The 21,511-nt window shown below is 72.2% G+C and carries 20 protein-coding genes; 12 read left to right on the top strand and 8 right to left on the bottom strand.

Annotated features, from left to right (window positions below):
- Positions 1-43: 43 nt before the first annotated feature.
- The 5 genes from RFN52_RS05365 (at position 44) to RFN52_RS05385 (ending at position 4,659) form a co-directional block, all read left to right on the top strand.
- On the top strand, positions 44-1,282 hold the full coding sequence (locus tag RFN52_RS05365; RefSeq protein WP_033307230.1) for a MurT ligase domain-containing protein: 1,239 nt from the start codon (positions 44-46) through the stop codon (positions 1,280-1,282).
- Positions 1,283-1,305: 23 nt separating this feature from the next.
- A complete protein-coding gene (locus tag RFN52_RS05370) occupies positions 1,306-2,034 on the top strand; it encodes a type 1 glutamine amidotransferase (protein WP_033307231.1) in 729 nt (242 codons plus the stop codon).
- 202 nt (positions 2,035-2,236) lie between these two features.
- Positions 2,237-3,262, top strand: a complete 1,026-nt coding sequence (locus RFN52_RS05375; RefSeq protein ID WP_184843058.1) for a 6-phosphofructokinase — start codon at positions 2,237-2,239, stop codon at positions 3,260-3,262.
- Between the two features lie 186 nt (positions 3,263-3,448).
- Positions 3,449-4,399, top strand: coding sequence for a cytochrome c oxidase assembly protein (locus RFN52_RS05380; protein ID WP_184843061.1), 951 nt, complete (start codon positions 3,449-3,451; stop codon positions 4,397-4,399).
- An 80-nt stretch (positions 4,400-4,479) separates the two neighbouring features.
- Positions 4,480-4,659, top strand: a complete 180-nt coding sequence (locus tag RFN52_RS05385) for a hypothetical protein (RefSeq protein ID WP_030835374.1) — start codon at positions 4,480-4,482, stop codon at positions 4,657-4,659.
- 32 nt (positions 4,660-4,691) lie between these two features.
- Here RFN52_RS05385 and RFN52_RS05390 read toward each other — a convergent pair whose 3' ends face one another.
- Genes RFN52_RS05390 through RFN52_RS05405 form a run of 4 tightly spaced genes read right to left on the bottom strand, consistent with a single transcriptional unit; the run spans position 4,692 to position 8,740 of the window.
- A complete protein-coding gene (locus RFN52_RS05390; protein WP_184843064.1) occupies positions 4,692-5,906 on the bottom strand; it encodes a sensor histidine kinase in 1,215 nt (404 codons plus the stop codon).
- A complete protein-coding gene (locus RFN52_RS05395) occupies positions 5,903-7,618 on the bottom strand; it encodes a sodium/solute symporter (protein ID WP_184843067.1) in 1,716 nt (571 codons plus the stop codon). The genes RFN52_RS05390 and RFN52_RS05395 overlap by 4 nt, the downstream gene beginning before the upstream one ends.
- A gap of 10 nt (positions 7,619-7,628) precedes the next feature.
- Positions 7,629-7,988: a hypothetical protein gene (locus tag RFN52_RS05400; protein ID WP_184853802.1), complete on the bottom strand. Its 360-nt coding sequence runs from the start codon at positions 7,986-7,988 to the stop codon at positions 7,629-7,631.
- Positions 7,989-7,990: 2 nt separating this feature from the next.
- Positions 7,991-8,740: a LytR/AlgR family response regulator transcription factor gene (locus RFN52_RS05405; RefSeq protein WP_184843069.1), complete on the bottom strand. Its 750-nt coding sequence runs from the start codon at positions 8,738-8,740 to the stop codon at positions 7,991-7,993.
- A 121-nt stretch (positions 8,741-8,861) separates the two neighbouring features.
- Here RFN52_RS05405 and RFN52_RS05410 point away from each other — a divergent pair, with 121 nt between their 5' ends.
- The 5 genes from RFN52_RS05410 (at position 8,862) to RFN52_RS05430 (ending at position 15,606) form a co-directional block, all read left to right on the top strand.
- The gene (locus RFN52_RS05410) at positions 8,862-9,377 is read left to right on the top strand and encodes an Lrp/AsnC family transcriptional regulator (protein ID WP_184843072.1); all 516 of its coding nucleotides are present in this window, start codon (positions 8,862-8,864) and stop codon (positions 9,375-9,377) included.
- 126 nt (positions 9,378-9,503) lie between these two features.
- Positions 9,504-10,334 (top strand): dimethylargininase, encoded by an 831-nt coding sequence (gene ddaH, locus RFN52_RS05415; RefSeq protein ID WP_184843075.1) that lies wholly within the window; start codon positions 9,504-9,506, stop codon positions 10,332-10,334.
- On the top strand, positions 10,331-11,584 hold the full coding sequence (gene rocD / locus RFN52_RS05420; RefSeq protein ID WP_311240900.1) for an ornithine--oxo-acid transaminase: 1,254 nt from the start codon (positions 10,331-10,333) through the stop codon (positions 11,582-11,584). Before ddaH ends, rocD begins: the two co-directional genes overlap by 4 nt.
- Positions 11,585-11,841: 257 nt before the next feature.
- The gene (locus RFN52_RS05425) at positions 11,842-14,301 is read left to right on the top strand and encodes a SpoIIE family protein phosphatase (RefSeq protein WP_311240901.1); all 2,460 of its coding nucleotides are present in this window, start codon (positions 11,842-11,844) and stop codon (positions 14,299-14,301) included.
- A 66-nt stretch (positions 14,302-14,367) separates the two neighbouring features.
- The gene (locus RFN52_RS05430) at positions 14,368-15,606 is read left to right on the top strand and encodes a PP2C family protein-serine/threonine phosphatase (protein WP_184843081.1); all 1,239 of its coding nucleotides are present in this window, start codon (positions 14,368-14,370) and stop codon (positions 15,604-15,606) included.
- Between the two features lies 1 nt (position 15,607).
- On the opposite strand, the gene RFN52_RS05435 is transcribed toward RFN52_RS05430, so the two are convergent.
- On the bottom strand, positions 15,608-16,063 hold the full coding sequence (locus RFN52_RS05435) for an RpiB/LacA/LacB family sugar-phosphate isomerase (RefSeq protein ID WP_184843084.1): 456 nt from the start codon (positions 16,061-16,063) through the stop codon (positions 15,608-15,610).
- Between the two features lie 353 nt (positions 16,064-16,416).
- Here RFN52_RS05435 and RFN52_RS05440 point away from each other — a divergent pair, with 353 nt between their 5' ends.
- Entirely contained in the window at positions 16,417-17,136 is a 720-nt protein-coding gene (locus RFN52_RS05440) for a lysophospholipid acyltransferase family protein (RefSeq protein ID WP_184843087.1), read from the top strand.
- 58 nt (positions 17,137-17,194) lie between these two features.
- Positions 17,195-18,226, top strand: a complete 1,032-nt coding sequence (locus RFN52_RS05445; RefSeq protein WP_184843090.1) for an NAD-dependent epimerase/dehydratase family protein — start codon at positions 17,195-17,197, stop codon at positions 18,224-18,226.
- Positions 18,227-18,282: 56 nt separating this feature from the next.
- Here the strand turns inward: RFN52_RS05445 and RFN52_RS05450 are convergent, their stop codons facing one another.
- From RFN52_RS05450 to ureG, 3 genes are all read right to left on the bottom strand, one after another.
- Positions 18,283-19,884 (bottom strand): alpha/beta hydrolase, encoded by a 1,602-nt coding sequence (locus tag RFN52_RS05450; RefSeq protein WP_184843094.1) that lies wholly within the window; start codon positions 19,882-19,884, stop codon positions 18,283-18,285.
- 130 nt (positions 19,885-20,014) lie between these two features.
- Positions 20,015-20,788 (bottom strand): urease accessory protein UreD, encoded by a 774-nt coding sequence (locus RFN52_RS05455; RefSeq protein WP_373308562.1) that lies wholly within the window; start codon positions 20,786-20,788, stop codon positions 20,015-20,017.
- Positions 20,785-21,462 (bottom strand): urease accessory protein UreG, encoded by a 678-nt coding sequence (gene ureG / locus RFN52_RS05460; RefSeq protein WP_184843100.1) that lies wholly within the window; start codon positions 21,460-21,462, stop codon positions 20,785-20,787. Before ureG ends, RFN52_RS05455 begins: the two co-directional genes overlap by 4 nt.
- Between the last annotated feature and the right edge of the window lie 49 nt (positions 21,463-21,511).

The raw sequence follows: 21,511 nt of genomic DNA on the forward strand, positions 1-21,511 counted from the left end.
AGGCTTCAAGGCGCGGCGCGTACGCAAGGAGGATCGAGAACTGATGGCAGGCAACTCGGACCCGCTCTCGCCGCGGGCCAAGCTGGCCGTGACCGCGGGCAAGGCGGTCGCGGCGGCATCGCGCGCCGCAGGACGCGGCAGCGGTTCGGTGATCGGCGGCCGGGTCGCGCTGAAACTCGACCCCGACCTCCTCGCCCGGCTCGCCCAGAACCTGGACGTGATCCTGGTCTCCGCGACGAACGGCAAGACCACCACCACCCGGCTCATCGCCGAGGCCCTGCGCGCGGCGGGACCGGTCGTCTCCAACGCGCTCGGCGCCAACATGCCGGCCGGCATCACCTCGGCCCTCGCCGGCAGCTCCGACGCCCGCTACGGCGTCATCGAGGTCGACGAGAAGTACCTCGCCGGTGTCGCCCGGGACACCGCCCCGAAGTGCATCGCCCTGCTCAACCTCTCGCGCGACCAGCTCGACCGGGCCGCCGAGACCCGCATGCTCGCCGAGAACTGGCGGGAGGGACTCGCGGGTTCCAAGGCCGTGGTCGTGGCCAACTGCGACGACCCGCTGGTGGTGTGGGCGGCGTCGTCCTCCCCCAACGTGATCTGGGTCGCCGCGGGGCAGATGTGGAAGGACGACGCCTGGTCCTGCCCGTCGTGCGGCGGCGTGATGCAGCGCCCGGGCGACGACTGGTTCTGCGGCGAGTGCGGCTTCCGCCGTCCGACGCCGAGCTGGGCGCTCTCCGGCGACCACGTGCTCGACCCGCACGGCTCGGCCTGGCCGATCCACCTCCAGCTGCCCGGCCGCGCCAACAAGGCCAACGCCGCCTCCTCGGCCGCAGTCGCCGCCGTGTTCGGGGTGCCGCCGCAGGTCGCGCTGGAGCGCATGTACCAGGTGCAGGCGGTCGCCGGGCGCTACGACGTCGTCCAGTTCCAGGGCCGGGACCTGCGGCTGCTGCTCGCGAAGAACCCGGCCGGCTGGCTGGAGACGTTCTCCCTGATCGACCCGCCGCCCACCCCGGTCATCCTGTCGGTGAACGCGCGCTCCGCCGACGGCACCGACACCTCCTGGCTGTGGGACGTCGACTACTCGCGCCTGACCGGCCACCCGATCTGCGTCGTCGGCGACCGGAGACTGGACCTGGCGGTGCGCCTGGAGGTCGCCGACCAGCACTTCCAGGTCTACGAGAACCTCGACCAGGCGGTGGCGGCGTGCCCGCCGGGCCGGATCGAGGTCATCGCCAACTACACGGCGTTCCAGGACCTGCGCCGCCGCGTCGGCAACTGAGCACGAGACGTCAGGGGACTTTTGTGAGCGACAACCAACTGCGCATCGTCTGGATCTATCCCGACCTGCTCAGCACCTACGGCGACCAGGGCAACGTCCTCGTCGTCGAGCGCCGGGCCCAGCAGCGCGGCCTGGACGTGGCCCGGCTGGACGTGCGCAGTGACCAGCCGATCCCGACCTCCGGCGACATCTACCTGATCGGCGGCGGCGAGGACCGGCCGCAGCGGCTCGCCGCCGAGCGGCTGCGCCGGGACGGCGGCCTGACCCGGGCCGTGGAGAACGGCGCCATCGTGTTCTCCGTGTGCGCCGGCTACCAGATCCTCGGCCACGAGTTCATCAACGACCTCGGCCAGCGCGAGCCCGGTCTCGGGCTGCTGGACGTGGTGTCGGTGCGCGGCGAGGGCGCGCGGTGCGTCGGTGACGTGCTGGGCGATGTCGACCAGCGTCTCGGCCTGCCCCCGCTGACCGGCTTCGAGAACCACCAGGGCGTCACCCACCTGGGCCCCACCGCCCGCCCCCTCGCCCAGGTGCGGTTCGGCAACGGCAACGGCACGGGCGACGGCACGGAGGGTGCGTACAACGACACCGTCTTCGGCACGTACATGCACGGGCCGGTGCTCGCGCGCAACCCGCTGATCGCGGACCTGCTGCTGAAGCTGGCCCTCGACGTCAACGCGCTGCCGCCGACCGACGACCGCTGGTACGAGGCGCTGCGCAACGAGCGGATCGCCGCTGCTCAGCAGCCCGCCTAGGCACAGCGCCGCAGCGTGCCCGGGGTACGCGTCAACCTGCTGGTCAACAGCCCGTATGACGGCCCATCCGCACAGGTGAGCGGGGTCGTCCAGCAGGCGGACGCGTGCTTCGGTCCGGCCCCTCGATGCCGCTAGGGTGGCGGGGATTCCAGCCGGACAACGTGGTCCGGTCCCCGGCCCACGTTGAGAAGGTATTCGGGCTATGCGCATTGGTGTCCTCACGTCCGGCGGCGACTGCCCCGGCCTGAACGCCGTCATCCGGTCCGTCGTGCACCGCGCCGTCGTCGACCACGGCGACGAGGTCATCGGCTTCCGGGACGGCTGGAAGGGCCTCCTGGAGTGCGACTACCTCAAGCTCGACCTCGACGCGGTGGGCGGCATCCTCGCCCGCGGCGGCACGATTCTCGGATCCTCCCGGGTCCAGCCCTCCCATCTGCGCGACGGTGTGGAGCGGGCCAAGGAGCATGTCGCGGAGCTCGGCCTCGACGCGATCATCCCCATCGGCGGCGAGGGCACGCTCAAGGCCGCCAAGCTGATGTCGGACAGCGGTCTGCCCATCGTGGGCGTGCCGAAGACCATCGACAACGACATCGCCGTCACGGACGTCACCTTCGGCTTCGACACGGCCGTGGGGGTGGCGACCGAGGCCCTGGACCGGCTGAAGACCACCGCCGAATCGCACCAGCGGGTCCTGGTGGTCGAGGTCATGGGCCGGCACACCGGCTGGATCGCCCTGCACTCCGGAATGGCGGCCGGCGCGCACGCCATCGTCGTCCCCGAGCGGCCCTTCGACATAGAGGAGCTGACCCGCCGGGTGGGCGAGCGGTTCGAGGCGGGCAAGCGGTTCGCGATCGTCGTCGCGGCGGAGGGGGCCAAGCCCCGGGCCGGGACCATGGAGTTCGACGAGGGCGGCAAGGACATCTACGGGCACGAGCGGTTCGCCGGGATCGCCCGGCAGCTGTCCGTGGAGCTGGAGGGACGGCTGGGGAAGGAAGCCCGGCCGGTGATCCTCGGGCACGTGCAGCGGGGCGGTACGCCGACCGCCTATGACCGGGTGCTGGCCACGCGGTTCGGTTGGCATGCGGTGGAGGCGGTGCACCGGGGTGAGTTCGGGCACATGACCGCGCTGCGCGGCACCGACATCGTGATGACGCCGCTGGCCGAGGCCGTGGAGACGCTGAAGACGGTGCCGGACGAGCGGTACGCCGAGGCGGAGACCGTTCTCTGAGGTCGCGCTGATCTGCCGAGTGCGGGTGGTGTGTGTGGCTTGTCGCGCCCACGCGGCGGAGCCGCAGATCGAACACAGCCCCGCGCCCCTGGAACCTTGCCCCCGGTCACTTGTGTGGCCGGGGGCGGTTCTACTCTTGTGGGCGGACAACTTGCTGCACACCCCCACGAAACAGGAGCCGGCGGAATGGATCACAGCGGGCACGGCATGACCATGGATCTGCCGCCGTTCACGCTGGGACGAGGGCTGGAGTGGTCGGCTGACCCGTTCTTCCTCGTGGCCTGCCTGGCCGGGCTGGCCCTGTACGGGTGGGGTGTCGTGCGGCTCGTCCGCCGCGGGGACAAGTGGCCCGTGGGACGGACGGTCGCCTTCGTCCTGGGCGTGCTGAGCATCATGCTCATGATGTGCACGCAGCTGAACGACTACGGCATGGTCATGTTCAGCGTGCACATGGTGCAGCACATGGTCATCAGCATGGTGTCGCCCATCCTCATCCTGCTCGGGGCGCCGATCACGCTGGCGCTGCGGGCTCTGCCGACCGCGGGACGGGGACGCAAGGGGCCGCGCGAGCTGCTGCTGATGTTCCTGCACAGCCGGTACATGCGGATCATCACGCACCCGGCGTTCACGATCCCGCTGTTCATCGCGAGCCTGTACGGGCTGTACTTCACTCCTCTCTTCGACACCCTGATGGGCTCCAAGCCGGGGCACATCGCCATGATGGTGCACTTCCTCGCCGTCGGTCTGGTGTTCTTCTGGCCGATCATGGGCGTGGACCCTGGCCCGCACCGCCCGGGCTATCTGATGCGCATGCTGGAGCTGTTCGCCGGCATGCCGTTCCACGCGTTCTTCGGGATCGCGCTGATGATGGCGTCCGAGCCGATGGTCCAGACGTTCAAGAACCCGCCCGCCTCGCTCGGCATCGAGGCGCTCTCGGACCAGAACGCGGCGGGCGGCATCGCCTGGGCGTTCAGCGAGATCCCCTCCGTGCTGGTGCTGGTGGCCCTGCTGTTCCAGTGGTACGCCTCGGACCAGCGGCAGGCCAGGCGCACGGACCGGGCCGCGGACCGCGACGGGGACAAGGAACTGGAGGCGTACAACGCCTATCTGGCCTCGCTGAACGCGCAGGGGCGCTGAAGACCTCTTCGGTACGGGCCGTGCGCGCCGGGCGTCCGCCGGGCACCATGGAGGGACCGAACCATGAGGAGGGTGTTGCGATGCCCGGTTCCACGAACGGTTCCAACTCTACGAAGACCATGGGAGCGCTCACACTGGGCGGGCTGGTCGTGGTGACGGCCTACACGGTGGCGCTCGGCAGCAACGGCTGGCTGTGGTTCGGCTGGGTCGTGCTGGGTCTGATCACGCTGGGACTGGTGGTCACCACGCGCAGCACCTGACGGCTCACCGCCCGGCCGGCCGGTGGGGCGGCTCACTCCCTGGTCAGCCGCCCCGCCGAGTGCACGCCCGGCTGGTATTTCGGGAGCCGGACGGTGATCTTCATGCCGGCTCCCGCGGCGGTCTCGATGACGAGCCCGTGGTCGTCGCCATAGACCTGGCGGAGCCGGTCGTCGACGTTGGAGAGGCCGATGCCGCCCGAGGGGCTGGCCTCGCGGGCGAGGATGCGGTGCAGCAGGCCGGGGTCCATGCCGGCGCCGTCGTCCTCGATGACGACGAGGGCCTCGGCGCCCGCGTCCTGGGCGGTGATCTGGATGTGGCACTTGCCGGAGGACACGGCCTTGCCCTCCAGGCCGTGCTTGACGGCGTTCTCGACGAGCGGCTGCAGGCACAGGAACGGCAGGGTCACCGGCAGCACCTCCGGCGCTATCTGGAGGGTCACGGACAGGCGGTCGCCGAAGCGTGCCCGCACCAGGGCCAGGTAGTGGTCGATGGCGTGGAGTTCCTCGGCGAGGGTGGTGAAGTCGCCGTGCCGGCGGAACGAGTAGCGGGTGAAGTCGGCGAACTCCAGGAGCAGCTCGCGGGCGCGCTCGGGGTCGGTGCGGACGAACGAGGCGATCACCGCGAGCGAGTTGAAGATGAAGTGCGGGGAGATCTGCGCCCGCAGCGCCTTGATCTCGGCCTCGATGAGGCGGGTGCGGGACTGGTCGAGATCGGCCAGTTCCAGTTGGACCGACACCCAGCGGGCGACCTCGCCGGCGGCCCGGACCAGTACCGCCGACTCGCGTGGCGCGCAGGCGACGAGGGCTCCGTGCACCCGGTCGTCGACGGTGAGGGGGGCGACGACCGCCCAGCGCACCGAGCAGTCGAGGCTGTCGCAGGTGAGCCGGAAGGCTTCGCCGCGGCCGGTCTCCAGGGGGCCCGCGAGGCGTTCCATGATCTCGGTGCGGTGGTGGGCGCCGTCGCCGTCCCAGACCAGGACCTGCCCCTGGTCGGTGAGGCAGAGGGCGTCCGTGCCGAGCAGGGAGCGCAGTTTACGGGCGGACTTACGGGCGGTCTCCTCCGTCAGGCCGGCCCGCAGCGGGGGCGCGGCGAGGGAGGCGGTGTGCAGGGTCTCGAAGGTGGCGTGCTCGACGGGGGTGCCGAGGCCGGCGAGACTCTTGGCGCGCGAGGTGCGGCGGCCGAGCCAGACCCCCAGGGCCAGTACGGGGAGCACGGCGACGCACAGGCCGGCCAGGAACCCGCTCATGCCGTCACCTCCGTGCGCAGTTCCTCGGGCAGGTGGAAGCGGGCCAGGACCGCGGCGGTGCCGGGCGGGACCCGGCCGGGCGTGGCCAGGGAGACCAGGATCATGGTGAGGAAGCCCAGCGGCACCGACCAGAGGGCGGGCCAGGCGAGCAGGGCGTGCAGGGGGGCGCCCTCGCCCGGGTAGCCCGCCATGGTCGCGGCGACGGCGAGCAGCGCGGAACCGCCGCCGACGAGCATCCCGGCGGCGGCGCCGGGCGGGGTCAGCCGCCGCCACCAGATGCCGAGGACGAGCAGCGGGCAGAACGAGGACGCCGACACGGCGAAGGCGAGCCCGACGGCGTCGGCGACCGGCAGCCCGCCGACCAGGACGCTCGCCGCGAGGGGCACGACCATGGCGAGGACCGTCCCGAGCCGGAAGTGCCGTACGCCCCGGGACGGCAGGACGTCCTGGGTGAGCACTCCCGCGACCGCCATGGTCAGCCCCGACGCCGTGGACAGGAACGCGGCGAAGGCGCCGCCTGCGACCAGCGCGCCCAGCAGGTCGCCGCCCACTCCCCCGATCATGCGGTCGGGCAGCAGGAGGACGGCGGCGTCCGGGTCGCCGGTGAGGGTGAGTTCGGGGGCGTAGAGGCGGCCCAGGGCGCCGTAGAGGGGTGGCAGGAGGTAGAAGGCGCCGATCAGGCCGAGGACCGCGACGGTGGTGCGGCGGGCGGCGACGCCGTGCGGGCTGGTGTAGAAGCGGACCACGACGTGGGGCAGGCCCATGGTGCCGAGGAACGTGGCGAGGATCAGCCCGTACGTCGCGTAGAGCGGGCGTTCCTCGCGGCTCTCGGCCTGGGACGGGGACAGGTCTCCGCCGCCGCCGCGGTCGGCCCGGGGGACGGGGGCGCCCGCGGCGAAGGTGAGGCGGGTGCCGCTGTCGATGCGATGGGTGCCGGCGGGCAGCTCCAGGCGGGTGCCGGTGTGCGTCCGGCCGTCGACGGTGCCGGTCACCGTGATGCTCAGGGGCCGGTCGAGGGTGAGGTCGATGCTGTCGTCGACGCGGACGACGCGCTGCTCGCGGAAGGTGGCCGGTTCGTCGAAGGCGTGCCGGGGTGCTCCGTCGCTCTGCCAGGTGAGGACCAGGAAGAGGGCGGGGACGAGCAGGGCGGTGAGCTTCAGCCAGTACTGGAAGGCCTGCACGAAGGTGATGCTGCGCATGCCGCCGGCGGCGACGGTGGCGGTGACGACGACAGCGACGATCACGCCGCCGAGCCAGTCGGGCGCCCCGGTCAGCACGGTCAGGGTCAGTCCGGCGCCCTGGAGCTGGGGCAGCAGGTACAGCCAGCCGACCCCGACGACGAAGGCACCGGCGAGCCGCCGCACGGCCTGGGAGGCCAGGCGGGCCTCGGCGAAGTCGGGGAGCGTGTAGGCGCCGGAGCGGCGCAGCGGGGCGGCGACGAAGAGCAGCAGGACCAGGTAGCCGGCGGTGTAGCCGACCGGGTACCAGAGCATGTCGGGGCCCTGGACCAGGACGAGTCCCGCTATACCCAGGAAGGAGGCGGCGGAGAGGTACTCGCCGCTGATGGCGGCGGCGTTGAGGCGGGGGCCGACGGTGCGGGAGGCGACGTAGAAGTCGGAGGTGGTGCGGGAGATGCGCAGGCCGAAGGCGCCCACCAGGACCGTGGCGACGACGACCAGGGCGACGGCGGGGACGGCGTAGCTGGAGTTCATGGGCGGGGCTTCAGCGGTCTTCGACGAGGCGTACGAAGTCGCGCTCGTTGCGCTCGGCGCGGCGCACGTACCAGCGGGCGAGCAGGACCAGGGGGACGTAGAGGCCGAAGCCGAGGACGGCCCACTCCAGGCGGCGGGCGTCGGGCATCGCCGCGAAGAGCAGCGGGAGCGGGCCGACGAGCAGTCCGAGGACGGCGAACACGGCGAGGGCGGCGCGCAGTTGGGTACGCATCAGGGAGCGGACGTAGGTGTGGCCGAGGGTGGTCTGCTCGTCGATCTCGGTCCGCGGACGGTAGTAGCCGGAGGCCCGGCCGGTGCGGCGGGGCGGGCCGGTGACGACGACGCGGCGTTCGGTGTGGTCCGGGGGCACCGTCACGTCCTCCTCATGAGCAGGTCGCGCAGTTCGCGCGTGTGGCGCCGGCTGACCTGGAGCTCCTCGGAGCCGATGAGGACGCTGACGGTGCCCGCGTCGAGGCGGAGTTCGCCGATGTGGCGCAGGGCGACGAGGTGGCGGCGGTGGATGCGGACGAAGCCGCGGGTGCGCCAGCGCTCCTCCAGGGTGGACAGCGGGATGCGGACCAGGTGGCTGCCCTTGTCGGTGTGCAGGCGCGCGTAGTCGCCCTGGGCCTCGACGTGGGTGATGTCCTCGACGGCGACGAAGCGGGTCACGCCGCCGAGTTCGACGGGTATGTGGTCCGGATCGGGTTCGTGCACGGGGATGCGCGGGGCGGCGCCGCGCAGTTCGGCGGCCCGGCGGACGGCCTCGGCGAGGCGCTCCTTGCGGACCGGTTTGAGGACGTAGTCGACGGCCTTGAGGTCGAAGGCCTGCACGGCGAAGTCCTCGTGGGCGGTGACGAACACGACGAGCGGCGGCCGGGCGAAGCCGGTGAGCAGCCGGGCGAGGTCGAGGCCGTCGAGGCCGGGCATCTGGATGTCGAGGAAGACGACGTCGATGGCCTCGGGACCGCCGGGGCCGGATTCCAGGGCGCGGTTGATGCGGCGCAGCGCCTCGGTCGCGTCGCCTGCGCCCTCCGCGCTGCCGATGCGGGGGTCGGCGTGCAGGAGGTAGAGCAGCTCCTCCAGGGAGGGGCGTTCGTCGTCGACAGCCAGGGCGCGCAGCATGAACCCGGAGTGTAGGGGTGATCCGTACGTCTGGACATGTGCCCGGCGTGGACGTATCCGCTGGACACGGTGCCCGCGCCGGGCGGGCGCGGGCGGCGGTGCCGGTGGATACAGTGCCCGCATGAGCAGCAGGTCCACGGCGTTCGACGAGCTCGACCGGAAGATCATCACGGCGTTGATGGCGAACGCCAGGACGTCGTTCGCGGAGATCGGCACAGCGATCGGGCTGTCGGCGACGGCGGTCAAGCGGCGGGTCGACCGGCTGCGTGAGACCGGTGTGATCACCGGGTTCTCGGCGACGGTGAAGCCGTCGGCGCTGGGCTGGCGCACGGAGGCCTACGTCGAGGTGTACTGCGAGGGCGCCGCCCCGCCGCGGCGGCTGGCCGAGGTCGTGCGCGACTACCCGGAGATCGCCGCGGCGATGACCGTGACCGGCGGCGCGGACGCGTTGCTGCATGTGCGGGCGCGGGACGTGGAGCACTTCGAGGAGGTGCTGGAGCGGATCCGGCAGGAGCCGTTCATCCGGAAGACGATCAGCGTGATGGTGCTGTCCCATCTGCTGCCGGAGAGCCCGGAGGCGGGGGCGAGTCATCCGGCCCCCGAAGGGGCTCCGGGCGGCGCAGCAGACGTGCGCTGAGCGGCCTGGAGACGCAGCGTTCCTGCGTGAACGCGCAATCTTTGTTTCTTGTCGCGCACCTCCTCCAGTTCCTACCGTTGTGTCAACCCCCAGTCACACACCGTGAGGAAGCGGAGGGACCCCTCTGTGCCCGACTCCCGTGTGCCGCGCCGGCGGCGCTACCTCGTCTGCGAACCCAGACACTTCGCCGTGCAGTACGCGATCAACCCGTGGATGCATCCCGGTGAACCCGTCGATGTTCTCCGCGCCCTGGACCAGTGGCAGGCGCTGGTCGACACCTACCGTGCCCACGGCCATACCGTGGACAGTGTGAAACCCGTTCCCGGCCTGCCCGACATGGTTTTCGCCGCGAACGCGGCGGTCGTCGTCGACGGCCGCGTCTTCGGCTCGCTCTTCCACGCGCCCGAACGCCGTCCCGAGTCCGTGCCGTACGAGGCGTGGTTCAAGGCGGAGGGGTACGAGGTGTACCACCCCGAGTCGGTGTGCGAGGGCGAGGGCGACCTGGTGCCGGCCGGCCGCTGGATCCTGGCCGGGACGGGCTTCCGTACGACCCGGGAGGCTCACAGCGAGGTGCAGGAGTACTTCGGTACGCCGGTGATCAGCCTGACGCTGGTGGATCCGTACTTCTACCACCTGGACACGGCGCTGTTCGTCCTCGACGAGGGGCCCGACGGCACCATCGTCTACTACCCCGAGGCGTTCTCGCCGGGCAGCCGTGAGGTGCTGGCCCGGCTGTACCCGGACGCGGTGCTCGCCACCCGCGAGGACGCCATGGCGTTCGGGCTCAACTCCGTCTCCGACGGGCGCCACGTGTTCATCTCACCCGGGGCGACGGGCCTCGCCGAGCAACTGGCCGACCGAGGCTACGTCCCCGTCCCCGTCGACCTGTCCGAGTTCCAGAAGGCCGGTGGCGGCATCAAGTGCTGCACCCAGGAGATCCGGGAGATCCGCTCATGACCGCACCCGTCCGCACCGAGGACTCGCAGGGGGCCCGCGGCTCGCGGGAGACCCGTGGCTCGCAGGAGCTGATTCGCGCGGAGGAGCCGGTCCTCGCGCACAACTACCACCCGCTGCCGGTGGTCGTCGCGCGTGCCGAGGGCACCTGGGTGGAGGACGTGGAGGGGCGGCGCTACCTCGACATGCTGGCCGGCTACTCGGCCCTCAACTTCGGCCACCGGCACCCGGCACTGATCGAGGCGGCGCACCGCCAGCTGGACCGGCTGACGCTCACGTCGCGCGCCTTCCACAACGACCGGCTCGCCGAGTTCGCGGAGCGGCTGGCCGCGCTGACCGGCATGGACATGGTGCTGCCCATGAACACCGGTGCGGAGGCGGTGGAGAGCGGCGTGAAGGTGGCCCGCAAGTGGGCCTACGACGTCAAGGGCGTCCCGGACGGCCGGGCGACGATCGTGGTCGCGGCGGACAACTTCCACGGCCGTACGACGACGATCGTCAGCTTCTCGACGGACGAGACGGCCCGGTCGGGCTTCGGGCCCTTCACGCCGGGTTTCCGGGTGGTGCCGTACAACGACCTGGCCGCGATGGAGGCGGCGGTCGACGAGACGACGGCCGCGGTGCTGATCGAGCCGATCCAGGGTGAGGCGGGGGTGATCATCCCCGACGACGGTTATCTGGCCGGTGTGCGGGAGCTGACCCACCGCAAGGGGTGTCTGTTCATCGCGGACGAGATCCAGTCCGGGCTCGGCCGCACGGGCCGCACGCTGGCGGTCGAGCACGAGCCGGTGGTGCCGGACGTGCTGCTGCTGGGCAAGGCGCTGGGCGGCGGCATCGTGCCGGTGTCGGCGGTGGTGGGGCGCCGGGAGGTGCTCGGGGTGCTGCACCCGGGTGAGCACGGCTCGACGTTCGGCGGCAATCCGCTGGCGGCTGCCGTCGGAACGGCGGTGGTGGAGTTGCTGGAGACGGGCGAGTTCCAGCGCCGGGCGGCGGAGCTGGGCGTGATCCTCCGTGACGGTCTGACGGGGCTGGTCGGCAAGGGCGTCGTCGGGTTCCGCTCGCGCGGCCTGTGGGCGGGCGTCGACATCGACCCCGCGCTCGGCACCGGCCGCGAGATCAGCGAACGCCTGATGCGCGAGGGAGTCCTGGCGAAGGACACCCACGGCTCCACGATCCGCCTGGCACCCCCGCTCACCATCACGGGCGAGGAGCTGACGGGGGCCCTCGCGGCGCTGGAGAAGGCGCTGGGCTGAGAAGCCCCGCGGTCACCTGGTGGGGAGCGACGTCCATGACATGGACGGGCCGCTCCCCGCCTGCCCATGAGAGGCCGGCGACGGCGGTCTGTCGGCGCTGGGGCGGGCGACTGCCGTCGGCAGGGGGCCCGACGTAGATGCGGTGCCGGATCCCTTCGGTCTCCCCGACCGGCCTGCACAAGCCGCCCGCTCTCGCCGGAAGGGTGAAGATTGGGGCAAGAGGTGGTAGACCACTCTCAGCGACAGAGAGGTCGGCCGTGGGCGCAGACGAGGTGTACGACGTTGCCCGGCAGCGGTTCGATGTGGCCGACGCGGCGCCCCTGTTGCTCGATCCGCAGGGCGTGGTGACGGGCTGGACCAGCGGTGCCGGGCGGCTGCTGGCGTACCCGGCTTCGGAGGCGGTCGGCAGGAAGCTGGCCGATCTGCTGGTCGCCGAGGACGCGCAGCGCGTGCCGGACCTGGTCGAGCGGTGCCGCAGGGACGGCGGCTGGACGGGGCTGCTGACGGTCCGCCGCAGGGACGGGCAGCCGGTGAAGGTGGCGGCCCGGATCGCCTCGGCCGAGGAGACGCACGGCGGGTCGCGCTGGCTGATGCTCCTGTCGGAGCTGGCCGACGCCCCCGGCTGGGACATGAGCCGTACGGTGCTGGAGCAGATGGCGGCGGGCGCCCCGGTCGGTATCGCGATCGTGGACACGGACCTGCGCTTCGTGTGGTCGAACGCCGCCCTGGAGCAGTTCGGCGGCGGCCCGGCGGCACGACGGCTCGGTCTGCGCTTCGCGGACGTCCAGCCGGGCATGGACGGGCAGGCGGTCGAGGCGCAGATGCGGCACGTGCTGGAGACCGGCGAGGCGGTGGTCGGCTACGAGCACGTGGGCCATGTGCGCTCGGCCCCGTTGCGCGAGACGGCACACATGCTGTCGTTCACCCGGCTCGAGGACGACCGGGGCCATCCGATCGGCGTGTACTACACCGTCGTGGACATGACCGAGCGGCACCGGGCGCGGCAGCGGCTGGCGCTGCTCGACCGGGCCGGCGAGAGCATCGGCCGCAGCCTGGACCTGACGCGCACGGCGCAGGAGCTGGCGGACGTGGCCGTGCCGGGGCTGGCCGACTTCGTCACCGTGGACCTGCTGGAGTCGGTACTGCGGGGCGCCGAGCCGGCTCCCGGGCCGCTCGCGGACTCGGAGGAGCCGGTGGAGCTGCGCCGCGCGGGCTACCGGTCCGCGCAGGACGACCTCGCCGAAGCGGTCATCGAGATCGGGGAGACGGTGGCGTTCCGGGCCGGAACGCCGCCCTTCCGCTGTCTGGCCACGGGCCGGTCCTGGCGCGCGGAGCGGCTCGACCCGCTGACCCGGGACTGGACCACGGACACCCCGAGCGGCCGCCGGGCCACGTTCCGGGAGCTGGGGCTGCACAGCGTGATGACCGTGCCGATCCGTTCGCGGGGCATCACCCTGGGCATCACGACGTTCTACCGGCGCCACGACCGGGAGTTCTTCGACGAGGAGGACCTGCGGCTGGCGGAGGATCTCGTCGCCCGCGCGGGCGTCTGCGTGGACAACGCCCGCCGCTACACCCGCGAGCGGGACGCCGCGCTCGTCCTGCAGCGCAGTCTGCTCCCCCACCGGCTGCCCGAGCAGGACGCCGTCGAGGTGGCCGCGTGCTACCGGCCGGCCGACGAGCTGACCGGTCTCGGCGGCGACTGGTACGACCTCATCCCGCTGTCCGGGGCGCGGGTCGCGCTGGTCGTGGGCGAGGTGCCAGGGCACGGCATCGACGCCGCTGCGGCCATGGGGCAGCTGCGGACGGCCGTCCGGACCCTGGCGGCGCTGGATCTGCCGCCCGCGGAGGTGCTGGCGCACCTCGACGACCTGGTGGGGCGGTCGGTGCGGGAGGAGGGCGGGGAGCCCGGCGCGATGGGATCGGGCGGGGCAGGGGTCGTGGGTTCCGGGTGCCTGTACGTGGTCTACGACCCGGTCGACGGCGGAAGTGCGATGGCCGCGGCGGGGCATCCCGCTCCGGCCGTGGTGCTGCCCGACGGCTCCGTCGTCTTCGTCGATCTGCCCCAGGGGCCGCCGCTCGGCGTGGGCGGGCCGCCCTTCGAGGCGCTGGAGCTTCCTCTCACGGAGGGCAGCACGCTCGCGCTGCACACCGACGGGCTGCTGGCTCGGGGCGAGACCTGGGCCGTCGACGCGGGACGGGAGCGGCTGCGCCGGGCGCTGGAGCAGTCGGGCCCGCTCGATTCGTACTGCAGGGCCGTGGTCGACGCGCTGGTCCCGGCCCGCCCCTACGACGACGTGGCCCTGCTGGTGGCCCGGACGAAACGTCTCGGCAGCGAGCAGGTCGCGGCCTGGGAGCTGCCCTCGGACCCGGCCGTGGTCGCCGACGCCCGTCGCACGGCCACCCGGCAGCTGGCGCGCTGGGGCCTGGACGAGCTGTCCTTCACCACGGAGCTGGTGGTGAGCGAGCTGGTCACCAACGCCATGCGGTACGCCACCGGGTCCATCCGGCTCCGGCTGATCCGGGAGCGCGCGCTGGTGTGCGAGGTGCTCGACGGCGGCGCCACCGCACCGCATCTGCGTCATCCCCGTACGACGGACGAAGGCGGGCGCGGGCTGCTGCTGGTCTCCCAGCTCACGCAGCGGTGGGGCACGCGGTTCGTTCCCGAGGGAAAGATCATCTGGGCCGAGCAGTCCCTGACGGACCTCCCGGACTGAAGCTGGTTGAGGTTCACCCAGACCGTGCGAAACTGGTGTGATCCCGGCGGCGGTGAGGCGGCAGCCATGGCGGAGACGGCGATCGATTACGGTGCGGCGTTCAAGGCCCTGCCCGGCATGGTGGCGCTCCTGACACCCGAACTCGTCTACGCGGACGTCAACGAGGAGTTCGCCCGCGTCTCCGGCCGCTCGCGGGAGCAGCTGATCGGCAAGTACCTCTTCGACGTCTTCCCGGACAACCCGAACGACCCGGCCGCGACGGGCATGCGCAATCTGGAGGCCTCGCTGTACCGCGTCCTGGCCACCGGGGAGCGCGACACCATGGCCCTGCAGCGCTACGACGTCGAGGACCCGGAGCGGCCCGGCGAGTGGCAGGAGCGCTACTGGAGCCCGGTGAACGCGCCGCTGCTCGGCTCGGACGGCAAGGTCGTGCTGATCCTGCACCGGGTGGAGGAGGTCACGGAGCTGATCCGGGCCCGGGGCGGCTCTCCGGGGAACCGGGGCAGCCGGGCCCGGGTGCTGGAGGCCGAGCTGTACACGCGCGCCCGCGAACTGCAGGATCTCAACGATCGGCTGCGCCAGGCGCACTCCCGGGAGCGGGAGGTGGCGCTGGCGTTGCAGGAGGCGATGCTTCCGGCGCCCCGGCAGGTCCGCAATCACCCGGCCGCCGTCCGGTACCGCCCGGCCGTGGGCGCGCTCAACGTGTGCGGGGACTGGTACGACCTGGTCGACCTGGTGGGCGGCGACCGGATCGGCGTGGCCGTGGGCGACGTGGTCGGGCACGGGCTGGCGGCCGCCGGGGTGATGGGCCAGTTGCGCAGTGCGCTCAGCGCGGCCTCCCGGGTAGCCGACGGGCCGGCCCAGGCCCTGGACGTGCTGGGGCGCTACGCCCATGTGATCGACGGGGCCGAGTCGGCGACCGCCGTGACGACCTTCGTCGACTGCAACCGCCACGTCATCACGTACAGCAGCGCCGGCCATCCCCCTCCCGTGCTCGTCCACCCGGACGGCCGTACGGAGTTCCTCGACCAGGCCACGGACACGCCGCTGGACGCTCGCCCGGACCCGATCCGCAGACCCCAGGCCGAGACCACGTTCACGGTGGGCGCCAAGCTCGTGCTCTACACCGACGGCCTGATCGAACGGCGCCATGAGGACATCGACACGGGTCTGGACCGGCTCGCCGAGGCCTTGCGCAGGCACCGGCACCAGGACCCGGAGACGCTTGCCGACACCGTTCTGCTCGAGTTGCTGCCGCCCGGCGGCGCCACCGACGACACGGCGCTGATCATCGTGCGGCTGTGACCTACATACGGGTCTTGCCGTGGTCGAGCAGCCGGACGCGGTCGACGTTCTGCCGGTCCTCGGCGTCCGCGCTGGGCTCACCGGCGAACCACGCGTCGAGGATCTCCGTCAGCAGCGGCTGGGACGTCAGCCGCAGGCTGAGCGCGAGCACATTGGCGTCGTTCCAGCGGCGGGCCCCGTCGGCCGTGTAGGCGTCCGTGCACAGTGCGGCCCGTACGCCGGGCACCTTGTTCGCGGCGATCGAGGCGCCCGTGCCGGTCCAGCAGCACACCACCGCCTGGTCCGCCGTACCGTCGGCGACCTCGCGGGCAGCGGCCTCGGAGCACACCGCCCACTGCGGGTCGTCGCCCGGGCGCAGCGCGCCGTGCGGGCGCACGTCGTGCCCCCGCTCACGCAGGGCGGCGACGAGGGAGCGGGCGACGGGTTCGTCCATGTCCGAGGAAACAGAGATCCGCATGTCTGGCAGGTTACTCGGCGGAGCGGCGAAGGCCACCGGCCCACAGCGGCCGTCCGCACGCAAGAGCCACCGGCCCGCCACGCACCCCCGCTATCGCGCCAGGCCACCCGTTCGGCTTGCCCGTCACCCGGGCGGCGCAGCACGCTGGTCCCGCGGTTCTCCCCAGCCGCATGAGCACCACCGGACACCCACGCCTGACTGACCATCAGTCAATTGGCGAAGGATCTGTGCGGTCCGCCCGCGCGAGGTGCCCGGTGGACGTGCCTGCACCTACACTGGCACCCCACGACATGCCGGTTGACCTGCTGGAACGCGGCGGTTGAGTCCACCGCGAGAGTCGAGGAGCGCCCGCTTTGTTCTACTACCTGCTGAAATACGTGCTGCTGGGCCCGCTGCTGCGACTGGTCTTCCGGCCTCGCATCGAGGGCCTGGAGCACGTTCCCGCGGAGGGCGCCGCCATCGTCGCCGGGAACCACCTGTCGTTCTCGGACCACTTCCTGATGCCCGCGATCCTCAAACGGCGCATCACCTTCCTCGCGAAGGCCGAGTACTTCACGGGCCCCGGGATCAAGGGCCGCCTGACGGCGTTCTTCTTCCGCAGCGCGGGGCAGATCCCGGTCGACCGTTCCGGCAAGGACGCGGGCCAGGCCGCGATCCGCGAGGGCCTCGGCGTGCTGAGCAAGGACGAGCTGCTCGGCATCTACCCCGAGGGCACCCGCTCGCACGACGGCCGGCTCTACAAGGGCAAGGTCGGGGTGGCGGTGATGGCGCTCAAGGCCGGCGTCCCGGTGATCCCCTGCGCGATGATCGGCACCTTCGAGGCCCAGCCGCCCGGCAAGGTCATCCCGAACATCCACCCGGTCGTGATCCGCTTCGGCGAGCCCCTGGACTTCTCCCGCTACGAGGGCATGGAGAACGAGAAGGCCGTCCTGCGCGCCATCACCGACGAGATCATGTACGCGATCCTCTCGCTGTCCGAGCAGGAGTACGTCGACCGGTACGCGGCCGTGGTGAAGGCCGAGGAGGCCGCCGCCGCCAAGGAGCGGAAGTTCCGGCGCATGCCCCTCAGTTGAGCTCTGCTGTCGGCAGAGGCAGGTTCCCCGGCCGCCCTGGGCGATCTACGGTCGCGGCATGAGACGTGCAGTGGTGATCGGGGCCGGTGGGCAGATCGGGAGGCCGGCGGTGGACGCGCTGGCGCGGGACGGCTGGGAGGTGACGGCCGCCTCGCGCGGCGGCGGCCGGCACGAGAACTGGCCCGGCGAGGTACGGACACGGCGGCTGGACCGCGACGACGACGCGGCGCTCGGCGCGCTGATCGGTGACGGCTGCGACCTCGTGGTCGACTTGGTCGCCTACGGGGCCCGGCACGCACGGCAGTTGACGGGCCTGGCCGACCGGATCGGCGCGGCCGTGGTGGTGTCGTCCGTGTCGGTGTACGAGGACGGCAAGGGCCGCGGCTTCGACACCATGGGCGAGCCGGACGGACTCCCGCGGTACCCCGTACCGATCGCGGAGGACCAGGTCACGGTCGCGCCGGGGGACACCACGTACAGCACCCGCAAGGTGGCACTGGAGCGTGAACTGCGCGCGGTGGGCGACCGGTTGCCCACCACCGTGCTGCGCCCGGGCGCGATCCACGGGCCGTACAGCCCGCTCCCCCGCGAGCTGTACTTCGTCAAACGCAATCTCGACGGCCGTCGCAGGAGGGTGCTCGCCTTCCGGGGCGAGAGCCTCTTCCACACGTCGGCGGCACGCAACATCGCCGAACTGATCCGGCTGGCCGCGGCCCGGCCGGGCTCCCGGGTGCTCAACGCCTGCGATCCGCTGCCACCGGCCGTGTCGGAGATCGGGGCCACCGTGGACGCGGTCATGGGGGTGGAGAGGGAGACCGTCCTGCTGGACGGGCCGGCGCATGGGTCCGTGGGCAGCTCGCCCTGGTCGGTGGAGCATTCGGTGGTGTGCGACATGTCCGCCGCCGAACGGGAGCTGGGGTACCGGCCCGTCGTGTCCTACCCGGAGAGCCTGCCGGAGACGGTCGAGTGGCTCACGAGCACGCTGTCCGGGCAGGACTGGCGGGAGGCGTTCCCCACCCTCGCCCGCGCCTACCCGGACCTCTTCGACTACGCGGCGGAGGACGCCTGGTTCGCGGCCCGGCCGGCATGAGGAAGGGGCGGCCGGTGTCCCGGCCGCCCCTCATCGCCGTCGGACGACGGCTGTGGCTACGGCTTCGGCGTGGCGTGCGGCGCGCACGTCACGTCGGCGGCGTCCAGCTCGCCGGTGAGCAGGTAGCTGTCCACGCGGGGGTTGATGCACGGGTTGACCAGGCCGGTGACACCGTGGGAGCCCGCGTCCTTCTCCGTGATCAGGCGGGAGCCCTTGAACCGCTTGTGCAGCTCCACGGCGCCCTCGTAGGGGGTGGCCGCGTCCCGCTCGGACTGGACGATGAGCACGCCGGGCAGGCCCTTGCCGGTCTTGACGTCGACCGGCGTCTGCTGCTTGGCCGGCCAGGTGGCGCACGGCAGGTTCATCCAGGCGTTGGCCCAGGTCATGAAGGGGTGGTCCTGGTGGAGCCGCGTGTTGTCGCGGTCCCACTTGCGCCAGCTGGTGGGCCACTTGGCGTCGGCGCACTCCACGGCCGTGTACACGGCGTTGCCGTTCTCCGAGGCCGCGTTGCCCGCCGTGTCGGACAGGTCCGGGGCGGCGGCGTCGACGAGCGCCTGGGTGTCGCCGGCGACGTACTTGCTGAAGACCGCGGCGGTCGGCGCCCAGGCGGAGTCGTAGTACGGGGCACTCTGGAAGAAGGAGATGAGCTCGGCCGGGCCGACGACCCCGCCGATGGGGTTCTTCTTCGCGGTGGCGCGCAGCTCCAGCCACTTCGCCTGGACGGCGGCGCGGGTGGTGCCGAGGTGGTAGGTCGCGTCGTTCTTAGCGACCCAGTCCTGCCAGTCCTTCCAGCGGCCCTCGAAGGCGACGTCCTGGTCCAGGTTGGCCTGGTACCAGATCTTCTCGCGCGACGGGTTGACGACACTGTCGACGACCATGCGGCGTACGTGGCCCGGGAAGAGCGTGCCGTAGACGGCGCCCAGGTAGGTGCCGTAGGAGACGCCGAGGAAGTTGAGCTTCTTCTCGCCGAGGGCGGCGCGGATGACGTCGAGGTCGCGCGCGGTGTTCGGCGTGGTCATGTGCGGCAGCATCCAGCCGCTGCGCTCCTGGCAGCCCTCGGCGTACTCGCGGGCCAGCTTGCGCTGGGCGAGCTTGTCGGCCTCGGAGTCGGGCACCGGGTCGGCCTTGGGCGCCTTGACGAACTCCTGGGGGTCCACGCAGGAGATGGGCGTCGACTTGCCGACGCCGCGCGGGTCGAAGCCCACGAAGTCGTAGGCCTTGGCCGCGTTGGCCCAGACGGCGTTCTTGTTGGTGACCCGCGCCGGGAAGCGCAGTCCGGAGCCGCCGGGGCCGCCGGGGTTGTAGATGAGCGCGCCCTGCCGCTCGGCCTTCGTGCCCGTGTTGCCGATGCGGTCGACGGCGAGCTTGATCTGCTTGCCGTACGGCTTGGCGTAGTCGAGCGGCACGGTGACGTATCCGCACTGGATCGGCTTGGCCAGATTCCAGTCGGCGGGGCAGTCCTGCCAGTCGATGCCGGCCTTCGCGGCCCGGGCTGCGGCGATCGCGGTGCCCCGGGCCTGACGGTCCTGGCCGTGGCCGCCGGCCGCGTTCGCGTTCGCCGTGGGCGCCACGACGGCACCGGCTATCAGCGTGGCCGTGACGAGCGCGCCGGCCGAACCGAGCGCCGCCACCCGCCTCTTCGGTCTCGAACCCCTCAAGGGGGACCTCCCCGTACCTCGTTGCGATCAGTACGGGGGATCCTCCCGTTTGTGAGGTCCCTGACAACAGGGGCGGACGCCCTTCTTTGCCAATCCGATAAACGGAGAGCTTGTGCTGCTCTACGGACGTCTACGTCTGCGGGAGCGACGCGAGAGCCTCGTCGAGCAGCCGCCGCAGCCCGAGGGCGTCCGGCGCCACCGCCGTCACCAGTGCGGCGGGCCCGGCGAGGGGCACCACCGAGGCCCCCTCCCCCAGCACCCCGGCGGTCACCGGCACGACGGCGAACTCCGGCCGGACGACGATGAGTTGCCCGACGGCCCGATGCCCCGCCAGCACGGCGGGCCCGTCCCAGCCGCCCGGCGCGCCGGGCCCGCAGGCCAGTTCCTGGTCGAGCACGGCCTGCCCGGCGACCCGCACGGTCAGACGGCTGGTGAGCCGCCCGGGTTCCTCACCGACGCGTCCGAGCACCTGCTCCTCGCGCAGCACGAGCCGGGCGGTCGCGGCGAGTTCGACCCTCGTGGAGACACGCAGGTCGCTGCCCTGGGCGGAGATCAACTGTTCGGGCAGCCAGTGCAGTTCAGCACCGTCGGCGACTTCGAGCCGGACGTCGTAGCGGGCGTCGCCCTTCGCCTGCCCGGGCAGCGCGATGGTGGCGGCGGCGGATCCGACGGACAGCCGCGCTCCCTCCTCCACCCGGCCCTCCACGGTGAAGTGGTCACCGCCGAGCGGTCCGCTCATCGCGCCGACCAGCATGACCCGCGCTTCGGAGCCGGTGGCCCGGGTGCGCCGCAGCGCCAGCGGCCCGTCGCTCTCCAGCACGGGCAGCGCGGTCCCGCCGCGCCCGTCGTCCCGGGCGACGATGCGCGCGAGGGACCGCACCCCGGCCCCGGCACGCACGCTCACGCGGTCCACGCGGCGAGCCGCGCCCGCACCCACGCGGCGACGTCCGCCACCCCGGCCTCGCTCCGCAACGACTGGAAGACGACCGGCAGTTCGGCGCGCTGCGCCTTGGCGTCGGCGGCCATCCGGGCAAGGTCGGAACCGACGTACGGGGCGAGGTCGGTCTTGTTGACGACGAGCAGGTCGGCGGTGGTCACGCCGGGGCCGCCCTTGCGCGGAATGTCGTCGCCCCCGGCCACGTCGATCACGAAGATCTGGGCGTCGACGAGCCCCTTGGAGAAGGTCGCGGTGAGATTGTCCCCGCCGGACTCCACGAGCACCAGGTCCAGCGGCCCGACCGCGTCCTCCAGGTCCTCCACCGCCTCCAGGTTCGCGGAGATGTCGTCCCGGATCGCGGTGTGCGGGCAGGCACCCGTCTCCACGGCGGTGATCCGCTCGGGCGGCAGCACGGCCTCGCGGAGCAGGAACTCGGCGTCCTCCCGGGTGTAGATGTCGTTGGTGACGACGGCGAGCGCCAGCTCGTCCCTGAGCGCCCGGCAGAGCGCGGCGACGGTGGCGGTCTTCCCGGATCCGACGGGGCCGCCGAGTCCGATGCGGAGCGCCCGGCGGGTGCCGTCGGGACGGTGGGCGTCCGCGCTGACGGCGGCAGGGCCATGGCTGGTGTGGTCGAGGTGCATGTGCGGCTCCTTGGGGGTGGGGGCGGGCGCTGGTGCGGAGTGCGGGTGG

The sequence above is a fragment of the Streptomyces collinus genome (assembly GCF_031348265.1).
GTDB classification, from domain to species: domain Bacteria; phylum Actinomycetota; class Actinomycetes; order Streptomycetales; family Streptomycetaceae; genus Streptomyces; species Streptomyces collinus.